The organism is Paracoccus aminovorans (genome assembly GCF_001546115.1).
GTDB classification, from domain to species: Bacteria; Pseudomonadota; Alphaproteobacteria; order Rhodobacterales; family Rhodobacteraceae; genus Paracoccus; species Paracoccus aminovorans_B.
This window is the reverse complement of record NZ_KQ955208.1, coordinates 1,191,811-1,212,487: the sequence shown is the minus strand read 5'-3', so window position 1 is coordinate 1,212,487 and position 20,677 is coordinate 1,191,811. Positions and strand designations below refer to the sequence as shown.

General features: G+C 67.3%; 22 protein-coding genes. 18 read left to right on the top strand and 4 right to left on the bottom strand.

The features are described 5' to 3' along the window. Positions 1–18: 18 nt before the first annotated feature. The 17 genes from ASV56_RS06270 to ASV56_RS06190 all read left to right on the top strand — a co-directional run bounded on the left by ASV56_RS06270 (position 19) and on the right by ASV56_RS06190 (position 14,810). Positions 19–615, top strand: coding sequence for an adenylate kinase (locus ASV56_RS06270; RefSeq protein WP_062561244.1), 597 nt, complete (start codon positions 19–21; stop codon positions 613–615). A 153-nt stretch (positions 616–768) separates the two neighbouring features. Then, positions 769–1,137 carry a 30S ribosomal protein S13 gene (gene rpsM, locus ASV56_RS06265; RefSeq protein WP_062561243.1) on the top strand — a complete coding sequence of 123 codons (369 nt, stop codon included), beginning with the start codon at positions 769–771 and terminating at the stop codon, positions 1,135–1,137. 12 nt (positions 1,138–1,149) lie between these two features. After that, on the top strand, positions 1,150–1,539 hold the full coding sequence (gene rpsK / locus ASV56_RS06260; RefSeq protein WP_011747123.1) for a 30S ribosomal protein S11: 390 nt from the start codon (positions 1,150–1,152) through the stop codon (positions 1,537–1,539). Positions 1,540–1,660: 121 nt separating this feature from the next. After that, entirely contained in the window at positions 1,661–2,677 is a 1,017-nt protein-coding gene (locus tag ASV56_RS06255; protein ID WP_017999579.1) for a DNA-directed RNA polymerase subunit alpha, read from the top strand. A 156-nt stretch (positions 2,678–2,833) separates the two neighbouring features. Beyond that, positions 2,834–3,256, top strand: coding sequence for a 50S ribosomal protein L17 (gene rplQ / locus ASV56_RS06250; protein ID WP_062561242.1), 423 nt, complete (start codon positions 2,834–2,836; stop codon positions 3,254–3,256). 349 nt (positions 3,257–3,605) lie between these two features. Then, positions 3,606–4,217: a helix-turn-helix transcriptional regulator gene (locus ASV56_RS06245; protein WP_017999581.1), complete on the top strand. Its 612-nt coding sequence runs from the start codon at positions 3,606–3,608 to the stop codon at positions 4,215–4,217. 67 nt (positions 4,218–4,284) lie between these two features. Beyond that, on the top strand, positions 4,285–4,875 hold the full coding sequence (locus ASV56_RS06240; RefSeq protein WP_017999582.1) for an acyl-homoserine-lactone synthase: 591 nt from the start codon (positions 4,285–4,287) through the stop codon (positions 4,873–4,875). A gap of 61 nt (positions 4,876–4,936) precedes the next feature. Next, positions 4,937–6,265, top strand: coding sequence for a replication-associated recombination protein A (locus tag ASV56_RS06235; RefSeq protein ID WP_062561241.1), 1,329 nt, complete (start codon positions 4,937–4,939; stop codon positions 6,263–6,265). Further along, entirely contained in the window at positions 6,262–6,633 is a 372-nt protein-coding gene (crcB, locus tag ASV56_RS06230) for a fluoride efflux transporter CrcB (protein WP_062561240.1), read from the top strand. The genes ASV56_RS06235 and crcB overlap by 4 nt, the downstream gene beginning before the upstream one ends. Continuing rightward, entirely contained in the window at positions 6,630–7,673 is a 1,044-nt protein-coding gene (locus ASV56_RS06225) for an RluA family pseudouridine synthase (protein ID WP_062561239.1), read from the top strand. The genes crcB and ASV56_RS06225 overlap by 4 nt, the downstream gene beginning before the upstream one ends. Continuing rightward, positions 7,673–8,344 (top strand): HAD-IA family hydrolase, encoded by a 672-nt coding sequence (locus tag ASV56_RS06220; protein ID WP_062561238.1) that lies wholly within the window; start codon positions 7,673–7,675, stop codon positions 8,342–8,344. The genes ASV56_RS06225 and ASV56_RS06220 overlap by 1 nt, the downstream gene beginning before the upstream one ends. Then, on the top strand, positions 8,341–9,051 hold the full coding sequence (locus ASV56_RS06215) for an ATP12 family chaperone protein (RefSeq protein ID WP_062561237.1): 711 nt from the start codon (positions 8,341–8,343) through the stop codon (positions 9,049–9,051). The genes ASV56_RS06220 and ASV56_RS06215 overlap by 4 nt, the downstream gene beginning before the upstream one ends. Before the next feature lie 151 nt (positions 9,052–9,202). Further along, entirely contained in the window at positions 9,203–10,228 is a 1,026-nt protein-coding gene (locus ASV56_RS06210) for an amino acid ABC transporter substrate-binding protein (protein ID WP_062561236.1), read from the top strand. 113 nt (positions 10,229–10,341) lie between these two features. Next, positions 10,342–11,595, top strand: a complete 1,254-nt coding sequence (locus tag ASV56_RS06205; RefSeq protein WP_062561235.1) for an amino acid ABC transporter permease — start codon at positions 10,342–10,344, stop codon at positions 11,593–11,595. 1 nt (position 11,596) lies between these two features. Further along, positions 11,597–13,048 carry an amino acid ABC transporter permease gene (locus ASV56_RS06200; RefSeq protein WP_062561234.1) on the top strand — a complete coding sequence of 484 codons (1,452 nt, stop codon included), beginning with the start codon at positions 11,597–11,599 and terminating at the stop codon, positions 13,046–13,048. Between the two features lie 9 nt (positions 13,049–13,057). Then, positions 13,058–13,822, top strand: a complete 765-nt coding sequence (locus ASV56_RS06195) for an amino acid ABC transporter ATP-binding protein (protein WP_062561233.1) — start codon at positions 13,058–13,060, stop codon at positions 13,820–13,822. A 148-nt stretch (positions 13,823–13,970) separates the two neighbouring features. Then, a complete protein-coding gene (locus tag ASV56_RS06190; protein ID WP_062561232.1) occupies positions 13,971–14,810 on the top strand; it encodes a calcium-binding protein in 840 nt (279 codons plus the stop codon). A gap of 104 nt (positions 14,811–14,914) precedes the next feature. Here the strand turns inward: ASV56_RS06190 and ASV56_RS06185 are convergent, their stop codons facing one another. Continuing rightward, positions 14,915–15,775, bottom strand: a complete 861-nt coding sequence (locus ASV56_RS06185; protein WP_062562253.1) for a D-amino-acid transaminase — start codon at positions 15,773–15,775, stop codon at positions 14,915–14,917. Between the two features lie 177 nt (positions 15,776–15,952). Between ASV56_RS06185 and ASV56_RS06180 the strand changes: the two genes are divergently transcribed. Further along, positions 15,953–16,909 (top strand): L-malyl-CoA/beta-methylmalyl-CoA lyase, encoded by a 957-nt coding sequence (locus ASV56_RS06180; RefSeq protein WP_062561231.1) that lies wholly within the window; start codon positions 15,953–15,955, stop codon positions 16,907–16,909. Between the two features lie 397 nt (positions 16,910–17,306). On the opposite strand, the gene ASV56_RS06175 is transcribed toward ASV56_RS06180, so the two are convergent. Genes ASV56_RS06175 through ASV56_RS06165 form a run of 3 tightly spaced genes read right to left on the bottom strand, consistent with a single transcriptional unit; the run spans position 17,307 to position 20,676 of the window. Continuing rightward, a complete protein-coding gene (locus ASV56_RS06175; protein ID WP_062561230.1) occupies positions 17,307–18,929 on the bottom strand; it encodes an ABC transporter ATP-binding protein in 1,623 nt (540 codons plus the stop codon). Continuing rightward, positions 18,926–19,741 carry an ABC transporter permease gene (locus ASV56_RS06170; RefSeq protein ID WP_062561229.1) on the bottom strand — a complete coding sequence of 272 codons (816 nt, stop codon included), beginning with the start codon at positions 19,739–19,741 and terminating at the stop codon, positions 18,926–18,928. Before ASV56_RS06170 ends, ASV56_RS06175 begins: the two co-directional genes overlap by 4 nt. Then, entirely contained in the window at positions 19,738–20,676 is a 939-nt protein-coding gene (locus ASV56_RS06165) for an ABC transporter permease (RefSeq protein WP_062562252.1), read from the bottom strand. The genes ASV56_RS06170 and ASV56_RS06165 overlap by 4 nt, the downstream gene beginning before the upstream one ends. Between the last annotated feature and the right edge of the window lies 1 nt (position 20,677).

Below are 20,677 nucleotides of genomic sequence, written 5' to 3'. Positions count from 1 at the left end.
TAGGAGAGGGACGATTACATGGCGATCAACATCATTCTGCTGGGCCCGCCCGGCGCCGGCAAGGGCACCCAGGCCCAGCGTCTGATCCAGGAACGCGGCTTGGTGCAGCTGTCCACCGGGGACATGCTGCGCGAGGCCCGCAGCTCGGGCACCGAGATGGGCAAGCGCGTGGCCGAGGTCATGGACCGGGGCGAGCTGGTCACGGATGAGATCGTCGTGGGCCTGATCCGCGAAAAGCTGGGGCAGGGCGGCAAGGGCTTCATCTTCGACGGCTTCCCGCGCACCCTGGCCCAGGCCGATTCGCTGCAGGCGCTGATGGCCGAGATGGACCAGCGCATCGACGCGGCCATCGAGCTGCGCGTGGACGACGCGGCGCTGGTCTCGCGCATCGTCAAGCGCGCCGACGAGATGCGCGCCGCCGGCCAGCCGGTGCGGCCGGACGACACGCCCGAGGTCTTTGCCGACCGCTTGCGCGAATATTACAAGAAGACCGCGCCGCTCTTGGGCTATTACTACGCCAAGGGCCAGCTGCGCCATGTCGACGGCATGGCGGCGATGGACGCGGTGGCGGCCCAGATCGGCGCCATCCTCGACAAGGAGGCGGGCCGGGGTTGACGCCCCCGCGCGAATCCCTTAATTCGCAGCATCTCGCATGAGAATCACCTCGCGAGGGGTGGCCGTTGAAGGCCCGAAGGCGATGCTTTCGGGTCTTTGGTTGTGAAAAAAGGTTCCGGTGCTACGGAACCGCAACAAGGAAAAGGAAAACGCGTGGCTCGTATTGCTGGCGTCAACATTCCGACCGGGAAACGCGTCCCGATCGCACTGACCTATATCCACGGGATCGGCCCGAAATTCGCCGATGAGATCGTTGCCGCCGTCGGCATCGAGCCGGCCCGCCGCGTGAACGAACTCTCGGATGCCGAAGTTCTGAAGATCCGCGAATATATCGACGCCAACTATACCGTCGAAGGCGACCTGCGCCGTGAAACCCAGATGAACATCAAGCGCCTGATGGACCTGGGCTCGTATCGTGGCCTGCGCCACCGTCGCGGCCTGCCGGTCCGCGGCCAGCGCACCCACACCAATGCCCGCACCCGCAAGGGCCCGGCGAAGCCCATCGCCGGCAAGAAGAAATAAGGGGGAACGGACATGGCACGCGATAAAACCCGTATCAAGCGCAAGGAACGCAAGAACATCGCCACCGGCGTGGCGCATGTGAACTCGTCCTTCAACAACACCAAGATCCTGATCTCGGACGTGCAGGGCAACGCGATCTCGTGGTCGTCGGCCGGCACCATGGGCTTCAAGGGCTCGCGCAAATCGACCCCCTATGCCGCGCAGATGGCCGCCGAAGACGCCGGCAAGAAGGCGCAGGAACACGGCGTCCGCACGCTGGAAGTCGAAGTCCAGGGCCCCGGCTCGGGCCGCGAATCGGCGCTGCGCGCGCTGGCCGCCGTCGGCTTCAACATCACGGCGATCCGCGACGTCACCCCGATCGCGCATAACGGCTGCCGTCCGCCGAAACGCCGCCGGGTCTGAACCTTCGGGATTTTGACGCGTTCCGCGCGGGGCTGTCCCGTGCGGGGCGCGCTTTTCGCATTTCACCTCGGGCGTTTCCGGCCAATGGTCATGGGTCGGGAACTGGTATGGAGGCAAACGCATGATCCACAAGAACTGGGCCGAACTCATCAAGCCCACCCAGCTTGAAGTCAAGCCGGGCGCCGATTCGTCCCGCGTCGCCACCGTGGTGGCGGAACCGCTCGAGCGCGGCTTCGGCCTGACGCTGGGCAACGCCCTGCGCCGCGTGCTGCTGTCCTCGCTGCAAGGCGCGGCCATCACCTCGGTGCAGATCGACAACGTGCTGCATGAATTCTCGTCCGTCCCCGGCGTGCGCGAGGACGTGACCGACATCGTCCTGAACCTCAAGGGCGTGACGCTGAAGATGGACGTGGACGCGCCCAAGCGCCTGACGCTCTCGGCCAAGGGCCCGGGCGAGGTCAAGGCCGGCGACATCCAGGAAACCGCCGGCATCACCATCCTGAACCGCGACCACGTCGTCTGCCACCTGGACGACGGCGCCGAGCTGCACATGGAACTGACCGTGGCGAACGGCAAGGGCTATGTCGCCGCCGACAAGAACCGTCCCGAGGACGCGCCCATCGGCCTGATCCCGATCGACGCCATCTTCTCGCCGGTCAAGCGCGTCAGCTACGAAGTCACGCCCACCCGCGAGGGCCAGGTGCTGGACTATGACAAGCTGACCATGAAGGTCGAAACCGACGGTTCGCTGACCCCGGAAGACGCCGTGGCCTATGCCGCGCGCATCATCCAGGACCAGCTTTCGGTGTTCGTGAACTTCGACGAGCCGGAAACCGCGACCCGCTCGGATGCCGAGGACGGTCTGGAATTCGACCCGCGCCTGCTGAAGAAGGTCGACGAGCTGGAGCTGTCGGTGCGTTCGGCGAACTGCCTCAAGAACGACAACATCGTCTATATCGGCGACCTGATCCAGAAGACCGAAGCCGAGATGCTGCGCACCCCGAACTTCGGCCGCAAGTCGCTGAACGAGATTAAGGAAGTGCTCTCGGGCATGGGCCTGCACCTCGGCATGGATGTCGTGGACTGGCCGCCGGAGAACATCGAGGACCTGGCCAAGCGTTTCGACGACCAGTTCTAAGAACTATCCGGGGGCGTCATACGCCCGGTGCACGGCCTGTGTACGCGCGGTGTACGCGATGCGCGCCCCCGGAAATCTGGGCAATCCCGCCCCAAGGAGAGCGGCCCGCACGCATGGGCTGCCGGACAAAGCAAAAGACGTCATAGGAGATCAATCATGCGTCACGCCCGTGGCTACCGCCGCCTCAACCGCACCCACGAACACCGCAAGGCGCTGTTCGCCAATATGGCCGGCTCGCTGATCGAGCACGAGCAGATCAAGACCACGCTGCCGAAAGCCAAGGAATTGCGCCCGATCGTCGAGAAACTGATCACGCTGGCGAAGCGCGGCGATCTGCACGCCCGCCGTCAGGCCGATGCGCAGCTGAAACAAGACCAGCATGTCGCGAAACTGTTCGATGTTCTCGGCGCCCGCTACAAGGACCGCCAGGGCGGCTATGTCCGCATCCTGAAGGCCGGTTTCCGCTATGGCGACATGGCGCCGATGGCGATCATCGAACTGGTCGACCGCGATCCCTCGGCCAAGGGTGCCGCCGACCACGCCCGCCTGGAAGCCGAATCGGCCGCCGACGAATCGTAAGAAAATTAACTCTTACTTAGGGTTAAGCGAAGGTTCATGCCCGCAGCCAGTCGATGGCTGCGGGCATTTTTGCCACATGAAAGCGAAACTTTCCGACCCGGGGCAGGGTGGGTGCGAAGGGCTTTCACCCCCTGGCTGAGCGTGCGGGCGCAGAAAACTAACGGGAATTGTGCTTCCGGCCGGGCGCTTGCCTTTTGGCGCACCATGCAGGTAAGGATGGTTGCGCCGGCAGGGTGACCCTGCGGCGTCCCGAAAAACGTCGCGTACAAGCACGGTATTGCTTGAATACATTGCGAACCGTGCCATTTTTCGTGGTAACCCTGAAAAAACGCAATCTGTCCAAAAAGTCATGTCATCTCGCGCGGAAATCAATGCAGCACTCGCCAAGCTGAAAAAGCTCGCTCCCGCGGGGTATTTCATCGGGCTTCACATTCGCTTCGCTGCACCGCTGATGCAGTTCCAGACCTATAACAAGGAATGGGCGCAGCGCTATTCCGAGCGGGCCTATGCGCTCCGCGACCCCACCATCGCCTGGGGCTTCTCGACCACCGGCACCTGCCGGTGGAGCGTGCTGCCGATTCCCGACCCGTTTTCCATCCTGCAGGATGCGGCGGATCACGGGCTGCGCTACGGGCTGGCGGTCGCCCATGGCCCGATCAAGTCGCGCACCATCGCCGACTTCGCCCATGACAAACGGGAATTCACGGATGACGAGATCGAAGCGATCTCGACCACGCTACGCCGGCTTCACGAGATCACGGAGCCGCCGGAGAGCCTGACGAAGGCTCAGCAAGAGGCCCTTCGGTGTATCGCAGAGGGGGATCGTCATGCAGCGGCGGCTGCCAAACTTGGTATTACGGAAAGCGCATTCAAGGCTCGTCTCATTTCGGCGCGTGAAAGACTGATGGCGCGCACGACTGCCGAGGCGCTGCAACGGGCCAAGGACTACCGCTTGCTATAAACGGTCCGTCCACCGTTGCGGTTTACACCTGGGGGCCACCACCACCACAAACCCCAGGAGAAGACCAATGCAGACCACCACACTTTCCTTCGCCAACCTGCACAACCACGGCGAACTCTTCGCGAACATCTTCCGCGCCCGCAAGCAGAGCTTCATCGTCCAGAAGCGCTGGAACCTGCCCCAGACGGACGACATGGAGTTCGACCAGTACGACACGCCCATGAGCCGCTGGGTCGCGATCCACGAGCATGGCCGGGTGATGGCCGGCGTGCGGCTGACCCCCACCACGGCCAGCTGCGGCATGTATTCCTACATGATCCGCGATGCACAGCTGGACCTGCTGGGCGGCTCGATCCCGCAGAACCTGCTCGACGGCCCCGCGCCGGTCGAGCCGGGCACCTGGGAAGCCAGCCGGCTCTTCGTCGATCACACCATCCCGCAGCGCGACCGCCGCCGGGTGCAGCTGGCCCTGGTGCAGGAAATGACCAACTCGGCCCGGGCGCTGGGGGCGACGCGGCTCGTCTGCCTGGTCGCCTCGACCTGGCCGCGCTGGCTCAAGCCCTGCGGCCTTGACGCGCAGGCCATGGGCCCGGTGATCTGGATCGACGACGGCTATTTCCAATGCGTCTCGATCAACCTGGCGACCAAGATGCATTGATGCCCGCCGCCAGGAGGAGGGCCTTTCGCAGGTGATGCGGGCGGCGTAACATACCGCCCGCATGGCAGACCTGTTCGACACCGCGCCCGCCGAGGGCGACCCTGCGCGCAACGCGACGCGCCCCTTGGCCGACCGGATCCGTCCGGCACGGCTTTCCGACGTCATCGGCCAGGACAAGGTGCTTGGCCCCGAGGGACCGCTGGGCGCCATGCTTGGCGCCGGCAGCCTGTCGTCGCTGATCCTCTGGGGGCCGCCGGGGGTCGGCAAGACCACCATCGCGCGGCTGCTGGCGCAGCAGACCGACCTGGCCTTCGTGCAGATCTCGGCGATCTTTTCCGGCGTGCCGGAACTGCGCAAGGTCTTCGACGCCGCCCGGCTGCGCCGCAGCCAGGGCCGCGGCACGCTGCTGTTCGTGGACGAGATCCACCGCTTCAACAAGGCGCAGCAGGACAGTTTCCTGCCGCATATGGAGGACGGCACCATCACCCTGGTCGGTGCCACCACCGAAAACCCCAGTTTTGAACTGAACGCCGCGCTGCTGTCGCGCGCCCAGGTCATCGTGCTGGAGCGGTTGAGCCTTGCCGATCTGGAACGCCTCGCGCAGCGCGCCGAGCAGGAGCTGGGCCGCGCCCTGCCGCTGACCGCCGAGGCGCGCGACCGGCTGCTGGAGATGGCGGACGGCGACGGCCGCGCCGCCTTGAACCTGATCGAGCAGGTCATGGCCTGGAAGGTCACCGGCAAGCTCGCCCCCGGCCAGCTGTCGCAGCGGCTGATGCGGCGGGCGGCGAAATACGACAAGTCGGGCGACGAGCACTACAACCTGATCTCGGCCCTGCACAAATCCGTGCGCGGCAGCGACCCCGATGCCGCGCTTTACTGGTTCGCGCGCATGCTCGAGGGCGGCGAGGACCCGCGCTATCTTGCGCGCCGCATCACCCGCATGGCGGTCGAGGACATCGGCCTGGCCGACCCGGCCGCGCAGCGCCATTGCCTGGACGCCTGGGCGCTTTACGAACGCCTGGGCAGCCCCGAGGGCGAACTCGCGCTGGCGCAGGCGGTGATCTATCTGGCGCTCGCGCCGAAATCCAACGCCGGCTATGTCGCCTACAAGGGCGCGCGGGCGCTGGCGCGCCAGTCGGGCAGCCAGATGCCGCCGGCCCACATCCTGAACGCGCCGACCGGGCTGATGAAGGACCAGGGCTATGGCGCCGGCTATGCCTATGACCATGATGCCGAGGACGCCTTCTCGGGCCAGAACTATTTCCCGGAGGGGATGAAGCGGCCGGTGCTGTATCTGCCGGTCGAGCGTGGATTCGAGCGCGACCTGAAAAAGCGCGTTGAATGGTTCGCCAGCCTGCGGCAGAAGCGGCAGACAGAGGGCAAAGCATGAAACACACATTCCTCCAGGTCGCGCTTGGCGGCGCCCTGGGCTCGATGGCGCGTTACGGCGTCAACATCCTGGCCGGGCGCGTGACCGGCCTGCCGCTGGGCACGCTGACGGTGAACATCGCCGGCTGCTTTGCCATGGGGCTTTTGGCCTCGGTCCTGGCGCTGCGGGGCGGCCAGCATCTGGCGCCCTTGCTGCTGACCGGCGTGCTGGGCGGCTTCACCACCTTCTCCGCCTTTTCCCTGGACACGCTGACCCTGTGGCAACGCGGCGCGGCGGGGCTGGCCCTGGGCTATGTGGCGGCCTCGGTCCTGCTGTCCTTGGCGGCGGTGACGGCGGGCCTGGCGCTTGGCCGGGGGATCTTTGCATGAGCGGCGTGCAGATCCTCCGCATCGGCGCCGACGAGGGCGAGCAGCGCATCGACCGCTGGCTGAAGAAGCGGTTCCCGCAGCTGACGCAGGGCGCGGTGGAAAAGATGTGCCGCACCGGCCAGCTGCGCGTCGACGGCGGCCGGGTCAAGGCCAATACCCGCATCGAGGCGGGCCAGGAGGTTCGCATCCCGCCGATCCCGGACGGCGAGGCGCCGGCGCCGACGCCCAAGGCCCGCGTCAAGCAATCCGATGCCGAGATGATCCAGTCCTGTGTGCTGTGGCGCGACGAGCATATCATCGCGCTGAACAAGCCGCCGGGCCTGCCCTCGCAGGGCGGCTCGGGGCAGGGCGACCGCCATGTGGACGGGCTGACCGAGGCCTTGATGTTCGGCTACAAGGACCGGCCGAAGCTGGTGCACCGGCTGGACAAGGACACCTCGGGCGTCCTGCTGCTGGCGCGCACCGACCGCATTGCCCGCGCGCTGTCCGAGGCGTTCCGGCACCGGCTGACCCGCAAGATCTATTGGGCCGCCGTGGCGGGCGTGCCGCATCCGCGCATGGGCTCGATCAAATACGGCCTCGTGAAGGCGCCGGGCCGCGGTCGTATGGGCGAGGGCGAGAAGATGGTCGCCGTCCACCCTTCGGAGGTGGCGACGACCGAGGGCGCCAAGCGCGCCCATACCGACTATGCCGTGCTGTCGGCGCTTGGCGGCCGGGTCAGTTGGGCCGCCATGGTGCCGGTCACCGGCCGCACCCACCAGCTGCGCGCCCATATGGCCGAGATCGGCCACCCGATCGTCGGCGACGGCAAATATGGCGGCTCGGGGCAGGAGAACCTGGGCGACGGCTGGGGCGCCCAGCTGGGCGGCGAGATCAGCCGCAAGCTGCACCTGCACGCCCGGATGATCCGCTTCGAGCACCCGATCAGCAAGAAGCCGGTCACCGTCACCGCGCCCTTGCCCGATCACATGCGGCGCACCTGGGACACGCTCGGCTGGTCGGAAAACGACGTGCCCGAAGACCCGTTCGAGGAGGCGTAATGCGGCTGGTCGTCTTTGACGTGGACGGCACGCTGATCGACAGCCAGGACGAGATCGTCCAGTCGATGAACGCCGGGCTGCGCGCCGCCGGCCTGCCGCAGATGGAGCGGGCGACGATCCTGTCCATCGTTGGCCTGTCGCTGCCGGTCGCGGTGGCGCACCTGCTGCCCGCCGCCGCCCCCGAACTGCGCGACCGCGTGGTCGAGGGCTATCGCCGCCATTTCATCGCCTCGCGCGAGGCCGGGCATCTGCCGCAGCTCTATCCCGGCGCGCTGGACTGCCTCGACACGCTGGCGGGGCTGCGGGGGGTCACGCTAGGCATCGCCACCGGAAAGCCGATGCGGGGGCTGGTGGCGATCCTTGCGGCGCATGGGCTGACGGAACGTTTCGCGACCCGGCAGACGGCGGACGGCCATCCCTCCAAGCCGCATCCGGCGATGCTGCAAAGCGCGCTGGCCGAAACCGGCGTGCCGCCGGGCCGCGCGGTGATGGTGGGCGACAGTACCTTTGACATGGCGATGGCACAGTCGGCCGGAGTGGCCGGCTATGGCGTCGGCTGGGGGTTTCATTCAGCGTCCGACCTGCGGGCGGCGGGGGCGGTGCTGATCGCGCCGGATTATGCCAACCTGACGCTGGCGCTGCTGGACTGGGCCGAAGGAGGGCAGCCATGAGCGAATGGAAGGCGCGGCGATTCTGGAAGGCCGCCTCGGTGCGGCCGGCCGGCGCGGGCTGGGAGGTGGTGCTGGACGACCGCCCGCTGCGCACGCCGGGCAAGCAGCCCCTGGTCCTGCCGACCGAGGCGCTGGCCCGCGCCGTTGCCGCGGAATGGGACGCCCAGGCCGACGTGATCGACCCGAACCGGATGCCGCTGACCCGCGCGGCGAATTCCGCCATCGAGAAGGTGACGCCGCAGTTCCATGACGTCGCCACCATGCTGGCCGAATACGGCGGCACCGATCTTCTGTCCTATCGCGCCGACGCGCCCGAGGAGCTGGCCCGCGCCCAGGCCGAGGGCTGGGATCCGCTGATCGACTGGGCCGCGACCGAGCTGCGCGCGCTCCTGCGCATCACCCATGGCGTCATCCCGGTGCCGCAGGATCCGGCGGCGCTGCTGAAACTGCATGCCGAGGTCGCGGCGCTGGATGCCTTCGGGCTGACGGCGCTGCACGATCTGGTGACGCTGCCCGGCTCGCTGGTGCTGGGGCTGGCGGTGATCCGCGGCCGCATCGACGCCGAAACCGCCCATGCCCTGTCGCGAATTGACGAGGAATTTCAGGCGCAACGCTGGGGCCGCGACGAGGAGGCCGACGCGGCCGCCGCCGCCCGCCTGGCCGCCATGCGCGATTCTGAGCGTTTCTGGCAGCTCAGCCGGCGCTGAGGAGATCGTTTTTCTTCTTTCTTGACGCTTCGCCCTGCATCGGCACAATGCCTGCAAGGGGGGCAGTCCTGGCCCCCTTCAACACGGGCTCGCCACGGGCAGTCTGCGGATGGACCCGTGACCCGACCCGGGAACAACAGAGGGGAAATTCATGAAACATACTGCACTCTTCGGCTCGGTTACGGCGCTGGCCCTTGCGGCTTCGGGTGCCATGGCCGCCGAAGGCGACACGCTGAAAGAGGTGAAGTCGCGCGGCGTGCTGAACTGCGGCGTCAACACCGGCCTGATCGGTTTCGCCGCCCCCGATGCGAACGGCAACTGGTCGGGCTTCGACGTGGCCTTCTGCAAGGCCGTGGCCGCCGCGGTGCTGGGCGACCCGGCCAAGGTGAAATACGTCCCGACCACCGGCCAGACCCGCTTCACGGCGCTCAGCTCGGGCGAGGTGGACCTGCTGGCGCGCAACTCGACCTGGACCTTCCAGCGCGACACCGACCTGAAGCTGGATTTCATCGGCGTGAACTATTACGACGGCCAGGGCTTCATGGTGCGCAAGGACCTGGGCGTCAGCTCGGCCAAGGAGCTCGAGGGCGCGACGATCTGCATCCAGACCGGTACCACGACCGAGCTGAACCTGGCCGACTACTTCAAGGCCAACAACATGACCTATCAGCCGGTCAACATCGACAGCAACGCCGAGGGCGAGCAGCAATACATGGCCGGCGCCTGCGACGCCTATACGACCGACGCCTCGGGCCTGGCCGCGACGCGGGCCAGCTTCGCCGACCCGGAAAACCACATCATCCTGCCCGAGATCATCTCGAAGGAACCGCTGGGGCCGGCGGTGCGCCATGGCGACAACAACTGGGGCGACATCGCGCGCTGGACGCTGTTCGCGCTGATCGCGGCCGAGGAATACGGCGTCACCTCGGCCAATATCGAGGAACTGGCGAAATCCTCGACCAACCCGGAGGTGCAGCGCCTGCTGGGCACCACCGACGAGCTGGGCAAGATGATCGGCCTGGACGCCGAATGGGCCAAGCGCGCCATCAAGGCCAGCGGCAACTATGGCGAGATCTTCGCCGCCACCATCGGCGAGCAGACCCCCATCGGCCTGGCGCGCGGCCTGAACGCGCAATGGACCCAGGGCGGGCTGATGTATGCCATGCCCTTCCGCTGATCGCGGTTGAAGAACGGGCGGCGCGGGGCGCAAGACCTCCGCCCGCCGCATGAACGACGCCGGCGCACAGAGGCCACAAGGCCCGCATCCCGTCCGGCACAGGGGGTTACAACATGGTTTCCTATCCGGGGGTGGACAATCCACCATTCCGATGGTCGATGCTGATCTATGATCGGCGCTATCGCTCGCTGACCTTGCAGGCGATCGTCTTCATCCTGGTGATGCTGCTGGCCAGCTGGCTGATCGACAACACGCTGCGCAACCTGTCCGCCATGGGCAAGACGCTGAGCTTCGACTTCCTGTTCCGCCGCGCGGGCTATGACATTCCGCAGCAGCTGATCCCCTATAATTCCGATGACACGCATCTGCGCGCCACGGTGGTGGGGCTGCTGAACACGCTGCTGGTCTCGCTTCTGGGCTGTATCGCGGCGACCATCGTGGGCGTGGTGGTGGGGGTCTTGCGGCTGTCCTCGAACTGGCTGATCGCGCGGCTGATGACGGTCTATGTCGAGGTGTTCCGCAATATCCCGCTGCTCTTGTGGATCCTGGTGATCCTGGCGATCTTCACCGAGGTCATGCCGCCGCCCAACGCCTATCGCGGCGAAAACCCGGCCGCGAGCATGATCCTGTTCGACACCATCGCGCCGACGAACCGCTATACCGCCATCCCCTCGCTGGGCATGACCAACCCGCCGGGCACCATCGCCCTGGGACGCGAGGGGATCAGCTGGGCCTTCGTGGCTTATGTCGCGGTGATCGTGCTGGCCTTCATCGGCAACCGGCTGCTGCGCACCCGGGCGCAGCGCATCCAGGACGCGACCGGCAAGCGCCCGACGACCTGGTGGATCACGCTGGCGATGTTCGCGGTGCCGCTCCTGCTACTGACCTGGTGGTTCGGCCTGCACCTGATCCCGCCGGTGCTGCGCGGCTTCAACTTCGCCGAGGGCATCAACATGGACAACGCGCTGGTGGTGCTGTGGCTGGCGCTGACGCTCTATACCGGCGCCTTCATCGCCGAGATCGTCCGCGCCGGCATCCTGGCCGTCAGCCGCGGCCAGTCCGAGGCCGCCTTTGCCTTGGGCCTGCGCCCGCGCCGCACCATGTCGCTGGTGATCCTGCCGCAGGCGCTGCGGGTCATCATCCCGCCCTTGATCTCGCAATACCTGAACCTGACCAAGAACAGCTCGCTCGCCATCGCGGTCGGCTACATGGACCTGCGCGGCACGCTGGGCGGCACCACGCTGAACCAGACCGGGCGCGAGATGGAATGCATGGTGCTGATGATGGGCATCTACCTGGTTCTCAGCCTGCTGATCTCGGGCGGGATGAATGTCTTCAACAGTCGCGTGAAGCTGAGGGAGCGGTGAGATGAGCGAGACCCACGCCCAGACCGTCGCCTATGTCCGCGACACCATGCTGCCGCCGGCGCCGCCGCCGGTGACCGAGCGCGGCGCGATCAAATGGCTGCGCGAGAACCTGTTCTCGGGGCCGCTCAACATCGTGCTGACGCTGATCGGGCTCGGCATCCTATGGCTTCTGGTCAGCACCATCGGGCCCTGGCTGTCGCATTCGGTCTGGAACGCCAATGGCATGGCCGATTGCCGCAAGATCATCGCCGAGACCTGGGGGCCGGACGCCACGGGCGCCTGCTTCGCCCTGATCAAGCATCGCTGGAACCAGTTCGTCTTCGGCTTCTATCCGGCGGCGCTGTATTGGCGGCCGGTGCTGGCCTTCGGCCTGCTGTTCCTGGCGCTGGCGCCGGTGCTGTTTTCCGAAAGCCGGCGCGCGCGGCGCATCGTGCTGGCGCTGGCGACCGTGCTGAGCTTTGCCATCGCCCTGGTGCTGGGCGCGCCGATGCCGGCGCTCGCGGGCATGGCCCTGTTGATGCTGGCCTGGGCGGTGCTGATCGAGATCCGGCCTGCCTGGGCGCTACTGGCGAGCCTGGTCTATCCGCTGCTGGCGGTCTGGCTGCTCTGGGGCGGCTCGCTGTGGAGCGAGATCGCCGTGCTGGCGGGTTTCGGCATCGGCTTCGGGGTCTGGCGGGCAGGGGCGCGCTTCGGGCTTTTCGCCGTCGCCGCGGCCGCCGTGGTCGCGGTGCTGTGGTGGCTGTTCCTGGCCGGGCCGGTCGCCGCTGCGCTGGCCGGCATGCTGCCGCTGCGGCTGCAGCCGGTCAGTTCCGACCAGTTCGGCGGCTTCGTGCTGTCGATCACCATCGGCGTCGCCGGCATCGCCCTGTCGCTGCCCCTAGGCATCGTGCTGGCGCTGGCGCGGCGCTCGGACCTGCCGGTGATCAAGCTCTTGGCGGTGATGTTCATCGAGTTCATCCGCGGCGTGCCGCTGATCACGCTCTTGTTCGTGGCCTCCTTGCTGCTCAACTACTTCCTGCCGCCGGGCACGAGCTTCGACATCATCCTGCGGGTCATCATCATGGTGACGCTCTTCGCCGCCGCCTATATGGCCGAGGTGATCCGCGGCGGGCTCGCAGCCCTGCCCAAGGGCCAATACGAGGCCGCCGACGCGCTGGGGCTGGACTATTGGAAGGCGCAGCGGCTGATCGTGCTGCCGCAGGCGCTGAAGATCTCGATCCCCGGCATCGTCTCGACCTTCATCGGCATGTTCAAGGACACCACCCTGGTGGTCTTCGTCGGGCTATTCGACCCGTTGAAGGCCATGGCCGACACCATCCGCGCGAGCTTCGAATGGAAGGGCGCCTATTGGGAGCCCTATATCTTCGTCGGCTCGATCTTCTTCATCCTCTGCTTCGGCATGTCGCGTTACTCGATGTATCTCGAACGCCGCCTGAAGCGCGACCATCGCTGAGGCCCTCCCATGCAGACGCAAGCCCAGAGCCAGACCGACACCCCGGCCATCGAGATCAGCCGGTTGAACAAGTGGTACGGCACCTTTCACGTGCTGCGCGACATCGACCTGACCGTCAGCCGGGGCGAGCGCATCGTCATCGCCGGCCCCTCGGGCTCGGGCAAGTCGACGCTGATCCGCTGCATCAACCGGCTGGAGGAACACCAGTCCGGCAAGATCATCGTCGACGGTACCGAGCTGACCCATGACCTGAAGAACATCGACAAGGTGCGTTCCGAGGTCGGGATGGTGTTCCAGCATTTCAACCTGTTTCCGCACCTGACCATCCTGGAAAACTGCACGCTGGCGCCGATCTGGGTGCGCAAGATCCCCCGGCGCGAGGCCGAGGAGACCGCCATGCATTTCCTGACCAAGGTCAAGATCCCCGACCAGGCGCTGAAATATCCGGGCCAGCTGTCGGGCGGGCAGCAGCAGCGGGTGGCCATCGCCCGCGCGCTTTGCATGCGGCCGCGGATCATGCTCTTCGACGAGCCGACCTCGGCCTTGGACCCCGAGATGATCAAGGAAGTTTTGGATACGATGATCGAACTGGCCGAGGATGGCATGACCATGCTCTGCGTCACCCACGAGATGGGTTTCGCCCAGGCGGTGGCGCATCGGGTGATCTTCATGGACCAGGGCCAGATCGTCGAGCAGAACACGCCGCGCGAGTTCTTCAACAATCCGCAGAGCGAGCGGACCAAGCTGTTCCTGTCGCAGATCCTGGGGCACTGAAAGGGGGGACTTCGCGTCCCCCGCCCGCCGCTGGCGCGGCGGACTCCCCCTGCGGGGTATTTGCGAAACGGAGAAACACCTTGTGGCGCCGGTTGCGGGCCGGGGTGCGGCCGGTCTATCGTGCCGGCAAGCGCTTCGGAGAACGACGATGAACCAGACCATTTTCCTGATGCTGGGCCTTTTGGGCCTTGTCGGTATCGGCTCGCTGGTGGCGAGCAACGACGACGACCATGCCCCCGAGGATCCGGGCGATCCCTATGGCGACCGCGAGTTGATCGAAGGCACGGACGAGGCCGAGACCATCGCCGGCACCGCCGGCGACGACGCGATCCAGTCCTATGACGGCAACGATTCCGTCGATGCCGGCGCCGGCGACGACCTGGTCTGGACCGGCTATGGCGACGATAGCGTCAGCGCCGATGCCGGCGACGACGAGATCTACCTAGGCTATGGCGACGACCTCTATGGCGCCGAGGACGACGGCGCGGCTGAGGGCGACGACACCATCGACGGCGGTTACGGCGACGACAGCATCACCACCAACCTGGGCAATCACGCGATCACCGGCGGCGATGGCGACGACACCATCACCGACAATGGCGGCACGGTCTCTATCGACGGCGAGGAGGACGACGACCTGATCCTGTCGCCCGACGATTCCGTTGCCGATGCGCCCGACACGCTGCTGGGCGGCGACGGCAACGACACCATCCATGCCGGTGCCAACGACCTTGTGGACGGCGGCGACGGCGACGACAGCTATATGCTCAGCTCCGAGGCGGGCGGTGCGGCGGTCATCACCTATAGCACCGACGACACCATCACCATCACCCTGGCCGAGGGCTATGCCGGCGAGGGCGACTATACGCTGGAGCAGGACGGCGACGACGTGCAGGTGCTGCTGGACGGCAATGCCGTCGCGGTGCTGCGCGACACGCTGGTCGATGCGGTGGGCACGATCGACGTGGTCAGCGCCACCGCCACCTGACGCGAAAAAGCGCGGCCCTTGCCCGGACCGCGCTCTCCATTTTTCTTCGTTCTGCAAATACCCCCGGGGGTCCGGGGGCAGACAGCCCCCGGCGCGACGCCGCCTCAGATCGCCGACTTCAGCGATTCCTCCAGGTAAAGCTCGCGCAGCCGCGTCGCCACCGGCCCGGGCCGGCCCGCGCCCAGGGTGACGCCGTCGACCTCGATCACCGGCATGACGAAGGCCGAGGCCGAGGTGAAGAAGGCCTCGTCGGCGGCCTGTGCTTCCGCGATGGTAAAGGGGCGTTCCTCGATCTGCATCTGCGCCTCGGCGGCATAGCGCAAGAGCGAGGCGCGGGTGATGCCGTGCAGGATGTCCTGCGACAGCGGCCGGGTGATGATCTTGCCGCCCTTGACGATATAGGTGTTGTTCGAGGTGCCCTCGGTCACGAAACCGTCTTCGGTGAACCAGGCGTCGTCGACGCCGCGGTGCTTGGCCTCCATCTTGGCCATCGAGGGATAGAGCAACTGGACTGTCTTGATGTCGCGCCGCGCCCAGCGCAGGTCGGGGATCGAGATCACCCGGATGCCCTGACGCGCCTGCGGATTGTCGGCCAGGCCCGGCTTTGCCTGCGTGAACAGCACAACGGTCTGCGGTGTGCCCTCGGGCGGATAGGCGAAGTCGCGGTCGCCCGGATTGCCGCGGGTGACCTGCAGATAGACCATGCCCTCGTCGATCCCGTTCAATTCGACCAGCTTGCGGTGGATCTCCAGCCATGCCTCGCGCGACAGCGGGTTCTTCATGCCAAGCTCGTCCAGCGAGCGGTTCAGCCGCAAGCAGTGGCCGTCGAAATCCAGCAGCTTGCCCTGCAGCACGCTCGTCACCTCATAGACGCCGTCGCCCATCACGAAGCCGCGGTCGAAGATCGACACATGGGCTTCGGTTTCCGGCAGATATTCGCCATTCAGATAGACGGTGCGGGTCATCATTCTCTCCATTCGCAACGGCTGCTGGCGCGGTCCTGCGCCCAAAGCGGCGGGGCGTCAAGATGGGCGGCACGGCCTTGGCTCTTTCGCGGCTGCAAAACAGGCTTGATGCAGCCGCAGCAATTATCTATCGGTTTGCGGGACACCTTTGAAATATCCTTACCCGAAAGGCAAGCCATGTCGTTTCGTTTGCAACCCGCCGCTCCCGCCCGCCTGAACCGCTGCCAGCTGTTCGGTCCCGGCTCGCGCGAGGCGCTGTTCCAGAAGATGGCCGGCTCGGCCGCCGACGTGATCAACCTGGATCTCGAGGATTCGGTGGCGCCGGACGACAAGGCGCAGGCGCGCCGCAACATCATTCAGGCCATCGGCGACATCGACTGGGGCGACAAGACGCTGTCGGTGCGCATCAACGGGCTCGACACGCCCTATTGGTATCGCGACGTGGTTGACCTGCTGGAACAGGCGGGCGAGCGGCTGGACCAGATCATGATCCCCAAGGTCGGCAATGCCGCCGATGTCTATGCCGTGGATGCGCTGGTCTCCGCCATCGAGGCCGCCAAGGGCCGCTCGAAACGCATCAGCCTGGAGGTGATCATCGAATCCGCCGCCGGCATCGCCCATGTCGAAGAGATCGCGGCCAGCAGCCCGCGCCTGCAGGCGATGAGCCTGGGTGCCGCGGATTTCGCCGCCAGCATGGGCATGGCCACGACCGGCATCGGCGGGACGCAGGAAAACTACTACATGGCGCATGAGGGCGCGAAATACTGGTCCGACCCCTGGCATTGGGCGCAGGCCGCCATCGTCGCCGCCTGCCGCACCCATGGCGTGCTGCCGGTCGACGGCCCCTTCGGCGATTTCAGCGACGACGAGGGCTTCCGGGCGCAGGCGCGGCGCTCGGCCACGCTGGGCATGGTCGGAAAATGGGCGATCCATCCCAAGCAGGTGGCACTGGCGAACGAGGTGTTTTCGCCCAGCGACAAGGCCGTCACCGAGGCGCGCGAGATCCTGGCCGCGATGGAAGAAGCCACGAAAACCGGCGCCGGCGCCACCGTCTACAAGGGCCGACTGGTTGACATCGCGTCGATCCGTCAGGCACAAGTGATCGTGCGGCAGGCAGAGTTGATCGGCGCCTGACCACAACGGAATACCTGGGCGACCACGCGGGGAGGCTGGTCGCCATGACAGGGGAGGAGCAACAGGCTCTGCCGCAGGCAGGGCCTGTTGTCATTCAGGGCACCGGCCTTGCCGGGTCATGAAATTGTCATAGAAATTCAATACATTTATGCGCTCGGCGGCGGCAGATACTTGGCTGGCTGCGACGGGCTTCAGCCCTCGACCGGCTCGGGCCTGGCGTGACGCTGGGCCGGGTCCGGGGTGCGGTTGCGCGGCGCCAGGTCGGGAATCGGTGATTCGGGCATGGCGGGCAGGCCGGTGCCGGCGACGCCGCGGAATGCTTTCCGGGCGCCAACGGGCGCGGGGTCTGGGGCCTTGGCTTCCATCTTGCGTCTCGCTTCGAACAAGCCCGCAGCAGTTATGGGCCGGGCGGGGGCAGCGCAAGGGGGCTGGCGGGAATGTGAGCCTGCCATGCCGCCGGGATGCGCGGGCTCGCCGCCAGCAGGCCTTGCGTATAGGCGTGCTGCGGCGCCTCCAGCACCTGATGCGTCGGGCCGGATTCGACGATGCGGCCCTGCTGCATGATCAGCACCCGGTCGGTGACCTGGCGCACCACCGCCAGGTCGTGGCTGATGAACAGATAGGCAAGCCCATGGCTGACCCGCAGCCGCGCCAGCAGGTCCAGCACCTGCGCCCGGACCTGCACGTCCAATGCGCTGACCGCCTCGTCCAGCACGATCAGCCGCGGCCTGATGATCAGGGCGCGGGCGATGGCGATGCGCTGGCGCTGGCCGCCGCTGAATTCGTGGATATAGCGGCGCATGGCGTCGCCGGGGATGCCGACCTCATAGAGCGCCTCGGCGACCTGTTCGCGCCAGTCGCGCGGCAGGCCGGTCAGGTGGAACGGCTCGGCCACCAGCCGCTCGACCCGCCAGCGCGGATCGAAGCTGCCGAAAGGGTCCTGGAACACCACCTGCATCCGTGCCCGCAACTCGGGCGCCATGGCGCGGCCGGCCTGGACCGGCTGGCCGTCCAGCAGGATGCGGCCGCCCTGCAAGGGATCGAGGCCCAGGATCGCCCGCGTCAGGGTGGACTTGCCGCAGCCGGATTCGCCGACCAGCCCGACCGATTCCCCGGCGGCGATGTCGAAGCTGACCCCGTCCACGGCCCGCAGGCGCCCCGGCGGCGCCATCAGCCCGGCGCGGGGCAGGGGATAATCACGCACCGCATCCTCGACCTGCAGCAGGCGGTGCGGCCGGGCGGGCGGCAGCACCAGCCGCGCCTGCTGGGTCGAGGCGGCAATGAGCGCCTGCGTATAGGGGTGCGCCGGCGCGCGGAACAGCGTCTCGGTCGGGCCCTGCTCGACGATCTGGCCGCGCTGCATCACCGCCACGCGGTCGGTGATGCCGGCCAGCACCGCGAGGTCGTGGGTGATCAGCAGCAGCGCCATGCCCTCGTCCCGCACCAGCCCCTTGAGCAGGTCGAGGATGCGGGCCTGCGTCGTCACGTCCAGCGCCGTGGTCGGCTCGTCCGCGATCAGCAGGTCGGGGCGCTGGGCGATGGCCAGGGCAATGGCGACGCGCTGGCGCTGGCCGCCCGACAGCTCGTGCGGATAAAGCGTCAGCGGAAAGCGCGGCGCTTCCAGCCCGACGCGGTCCAGCCGGTCGCGGGCGCGGGCCAGCGCCTGGTCGCGGGGCAGGGACTGGTGGATGCGCAGCGCCTCGGCCACCTGGTCGCCGATGCTCATCAGCGGGTTCAGCGCCGTCATCGGCTCCTGGAACACCATGCCGAGGCGGTTGCCGCGGATCCGGCACAGCGCGCTTTCCGGCAGGTCCAGCAGGTTGCGGCCATCGAGGTCGACGCGGCCGCCGGCCTGCGCGCCCTGCGGCAGCAGCCCCATGATCGCCAGCGCCGCCATGGACTTGCCCGAGCCGGATTCGCCGACCAGCCCGGTGACCTGCCCGGGCGGCAGCGCCAGGTCGATGCCTTGCAGGACCTCGTGCCGGCCGATGCGCAGGGTCAGGCGGCTCACCTCGATCATGGCGCGGTCCTGCGCAGCCGGGGGTCCAGCGCATCGCGCAGGCCATCGCCCAAGAGGTTCAGCCCCAGCACGGTCAGCACGATGGCCAGCCCCGGCACGATGGCGACATGCGGCGCCAGCGAGATCATGGTCTGCGCCTCGGCCAGCATGCGGCCCCAGCTGGGGGTGGGCGGCTGTGCGCCAAGCCCGACATAGCTGAGCCCGGCCTCGGCCAGGATGCCCAGGCTGAACTGGATCGTCGCCTGCACGATCAGCAGGTTGGCGATATTGGGCAGGATGTGCTGGGTGCTGATGCGGGCCCGGCCCTTGCCGGCCACCTGCGCGGCGCGGATATAGTCCAGCGTCCAGATCGGCAGCGCCGCGCCGCGCGTCACCCGGGCAAAGACCGGGATGTTGAAGATGCCGATGGCGATGATCGCGTTCAGCGCCGACGGCCCCAGCGCCGCGGTGATCAGGATGGCGATGACCAGGCTGGGAAAGGCAAAGACCAGGTCGTTGCCACGCATCACCACCTCGTCGATCCAGCCGCCCGCGCGCGCGGCGGCAAGCAGGCCCAGCGGCACGCCGAAGCCCATGCCGATGCCGACGGCGACCAGCGCCACCGCGATCGAGGTCCGCGCGCCGACCATGATCATCGCCAGCATGTCGCGGCCGAAATGGTCGGTGCCCAGCCAATGCGCGGCCGAGGGCGGTTGCAGCTTCTGCGCAATGGCGATTTGCGTCACGTCGCCCGGCGTCCAGACGAAGGACAGCAGCGCCGCGGCCAGCGCCAGCCCGGCCAAGGTGCCGCCGAAGATCAGCGACCACCTCATCTGCGCAGCCTGGGGTCGACCAGCGCATAGCTGAGGTCCACGAGGAAGGTGACCAGGATCACGGCGGCGACCAGCACCAGCACCGCGCCCTGCACCACGATCAGGTCGCGCTGGGTGATGGCCTGAAAGATCAGCCGGCCGAGGCCGGGCAGGTAGAACACGTTCTCGATGATGATCGCCCCGGCCAGCAGGAACGAGAATTGCATGCCGAGAATGGTCAGCACCGGGATCAGCGCATTGCGCAGCGCGTGGCGCGACAGCGCCTGCCCGGCGGTCAGCCCCTTGGCGCGGGCGGTGCGGATATAGTCCTGGCCCAGCGTTTCCACCAGCGCCGAGCGCAGCACCCGCGCCAGGATCGCCGCCTGCGGCAGCGCCAGCGCGACGGCGGGCAGGATCAGCGATTTCAGCGCCGCGCCGGGGTGGCTCCAGCCCGGAAAGCCGCCGGCGGGCAGCAGGCGCAGGTTCACCGCAAAGACCAGCACCAAGAGCATGGCGAACCAGAAATTCGGCAGCGCGATGCCGATCTGGGTCGCGCCCATCACCGCCGTCTCGGCCGCCCGGCCCCGGCGCGCGGCGGCGAACATGCCGATGGGCAGCGCCACCGCCACCGCCAGCACCAGCGCCAGCAGCGCCAGGGGCAGCGAGACCTGCATCCGGTCGAGGATCATCCCCGCCACCGGCGTCTTGTAGGTGAAGCTGTGGCCCATGTCTCCGGTCACGACGCCGCCGAGCCAGTGCAGGTAGCGCAGCGGCAGCGGCAGATCCAGGCCCAGCTGTTCGCGCAGCGCGGCGACGGTTTCGGGCTGCGCGCCGGTGCCCAGCATGAAGCTGGCCGGGTCGCCCGGCACCAGTTCCACCACCGCAAAGATCAGCGCCGAGGCCACGAGCAGGCTCAGGCCAAGCGAGATCAGGCGTCTGGTCACATAGCGCAGCATG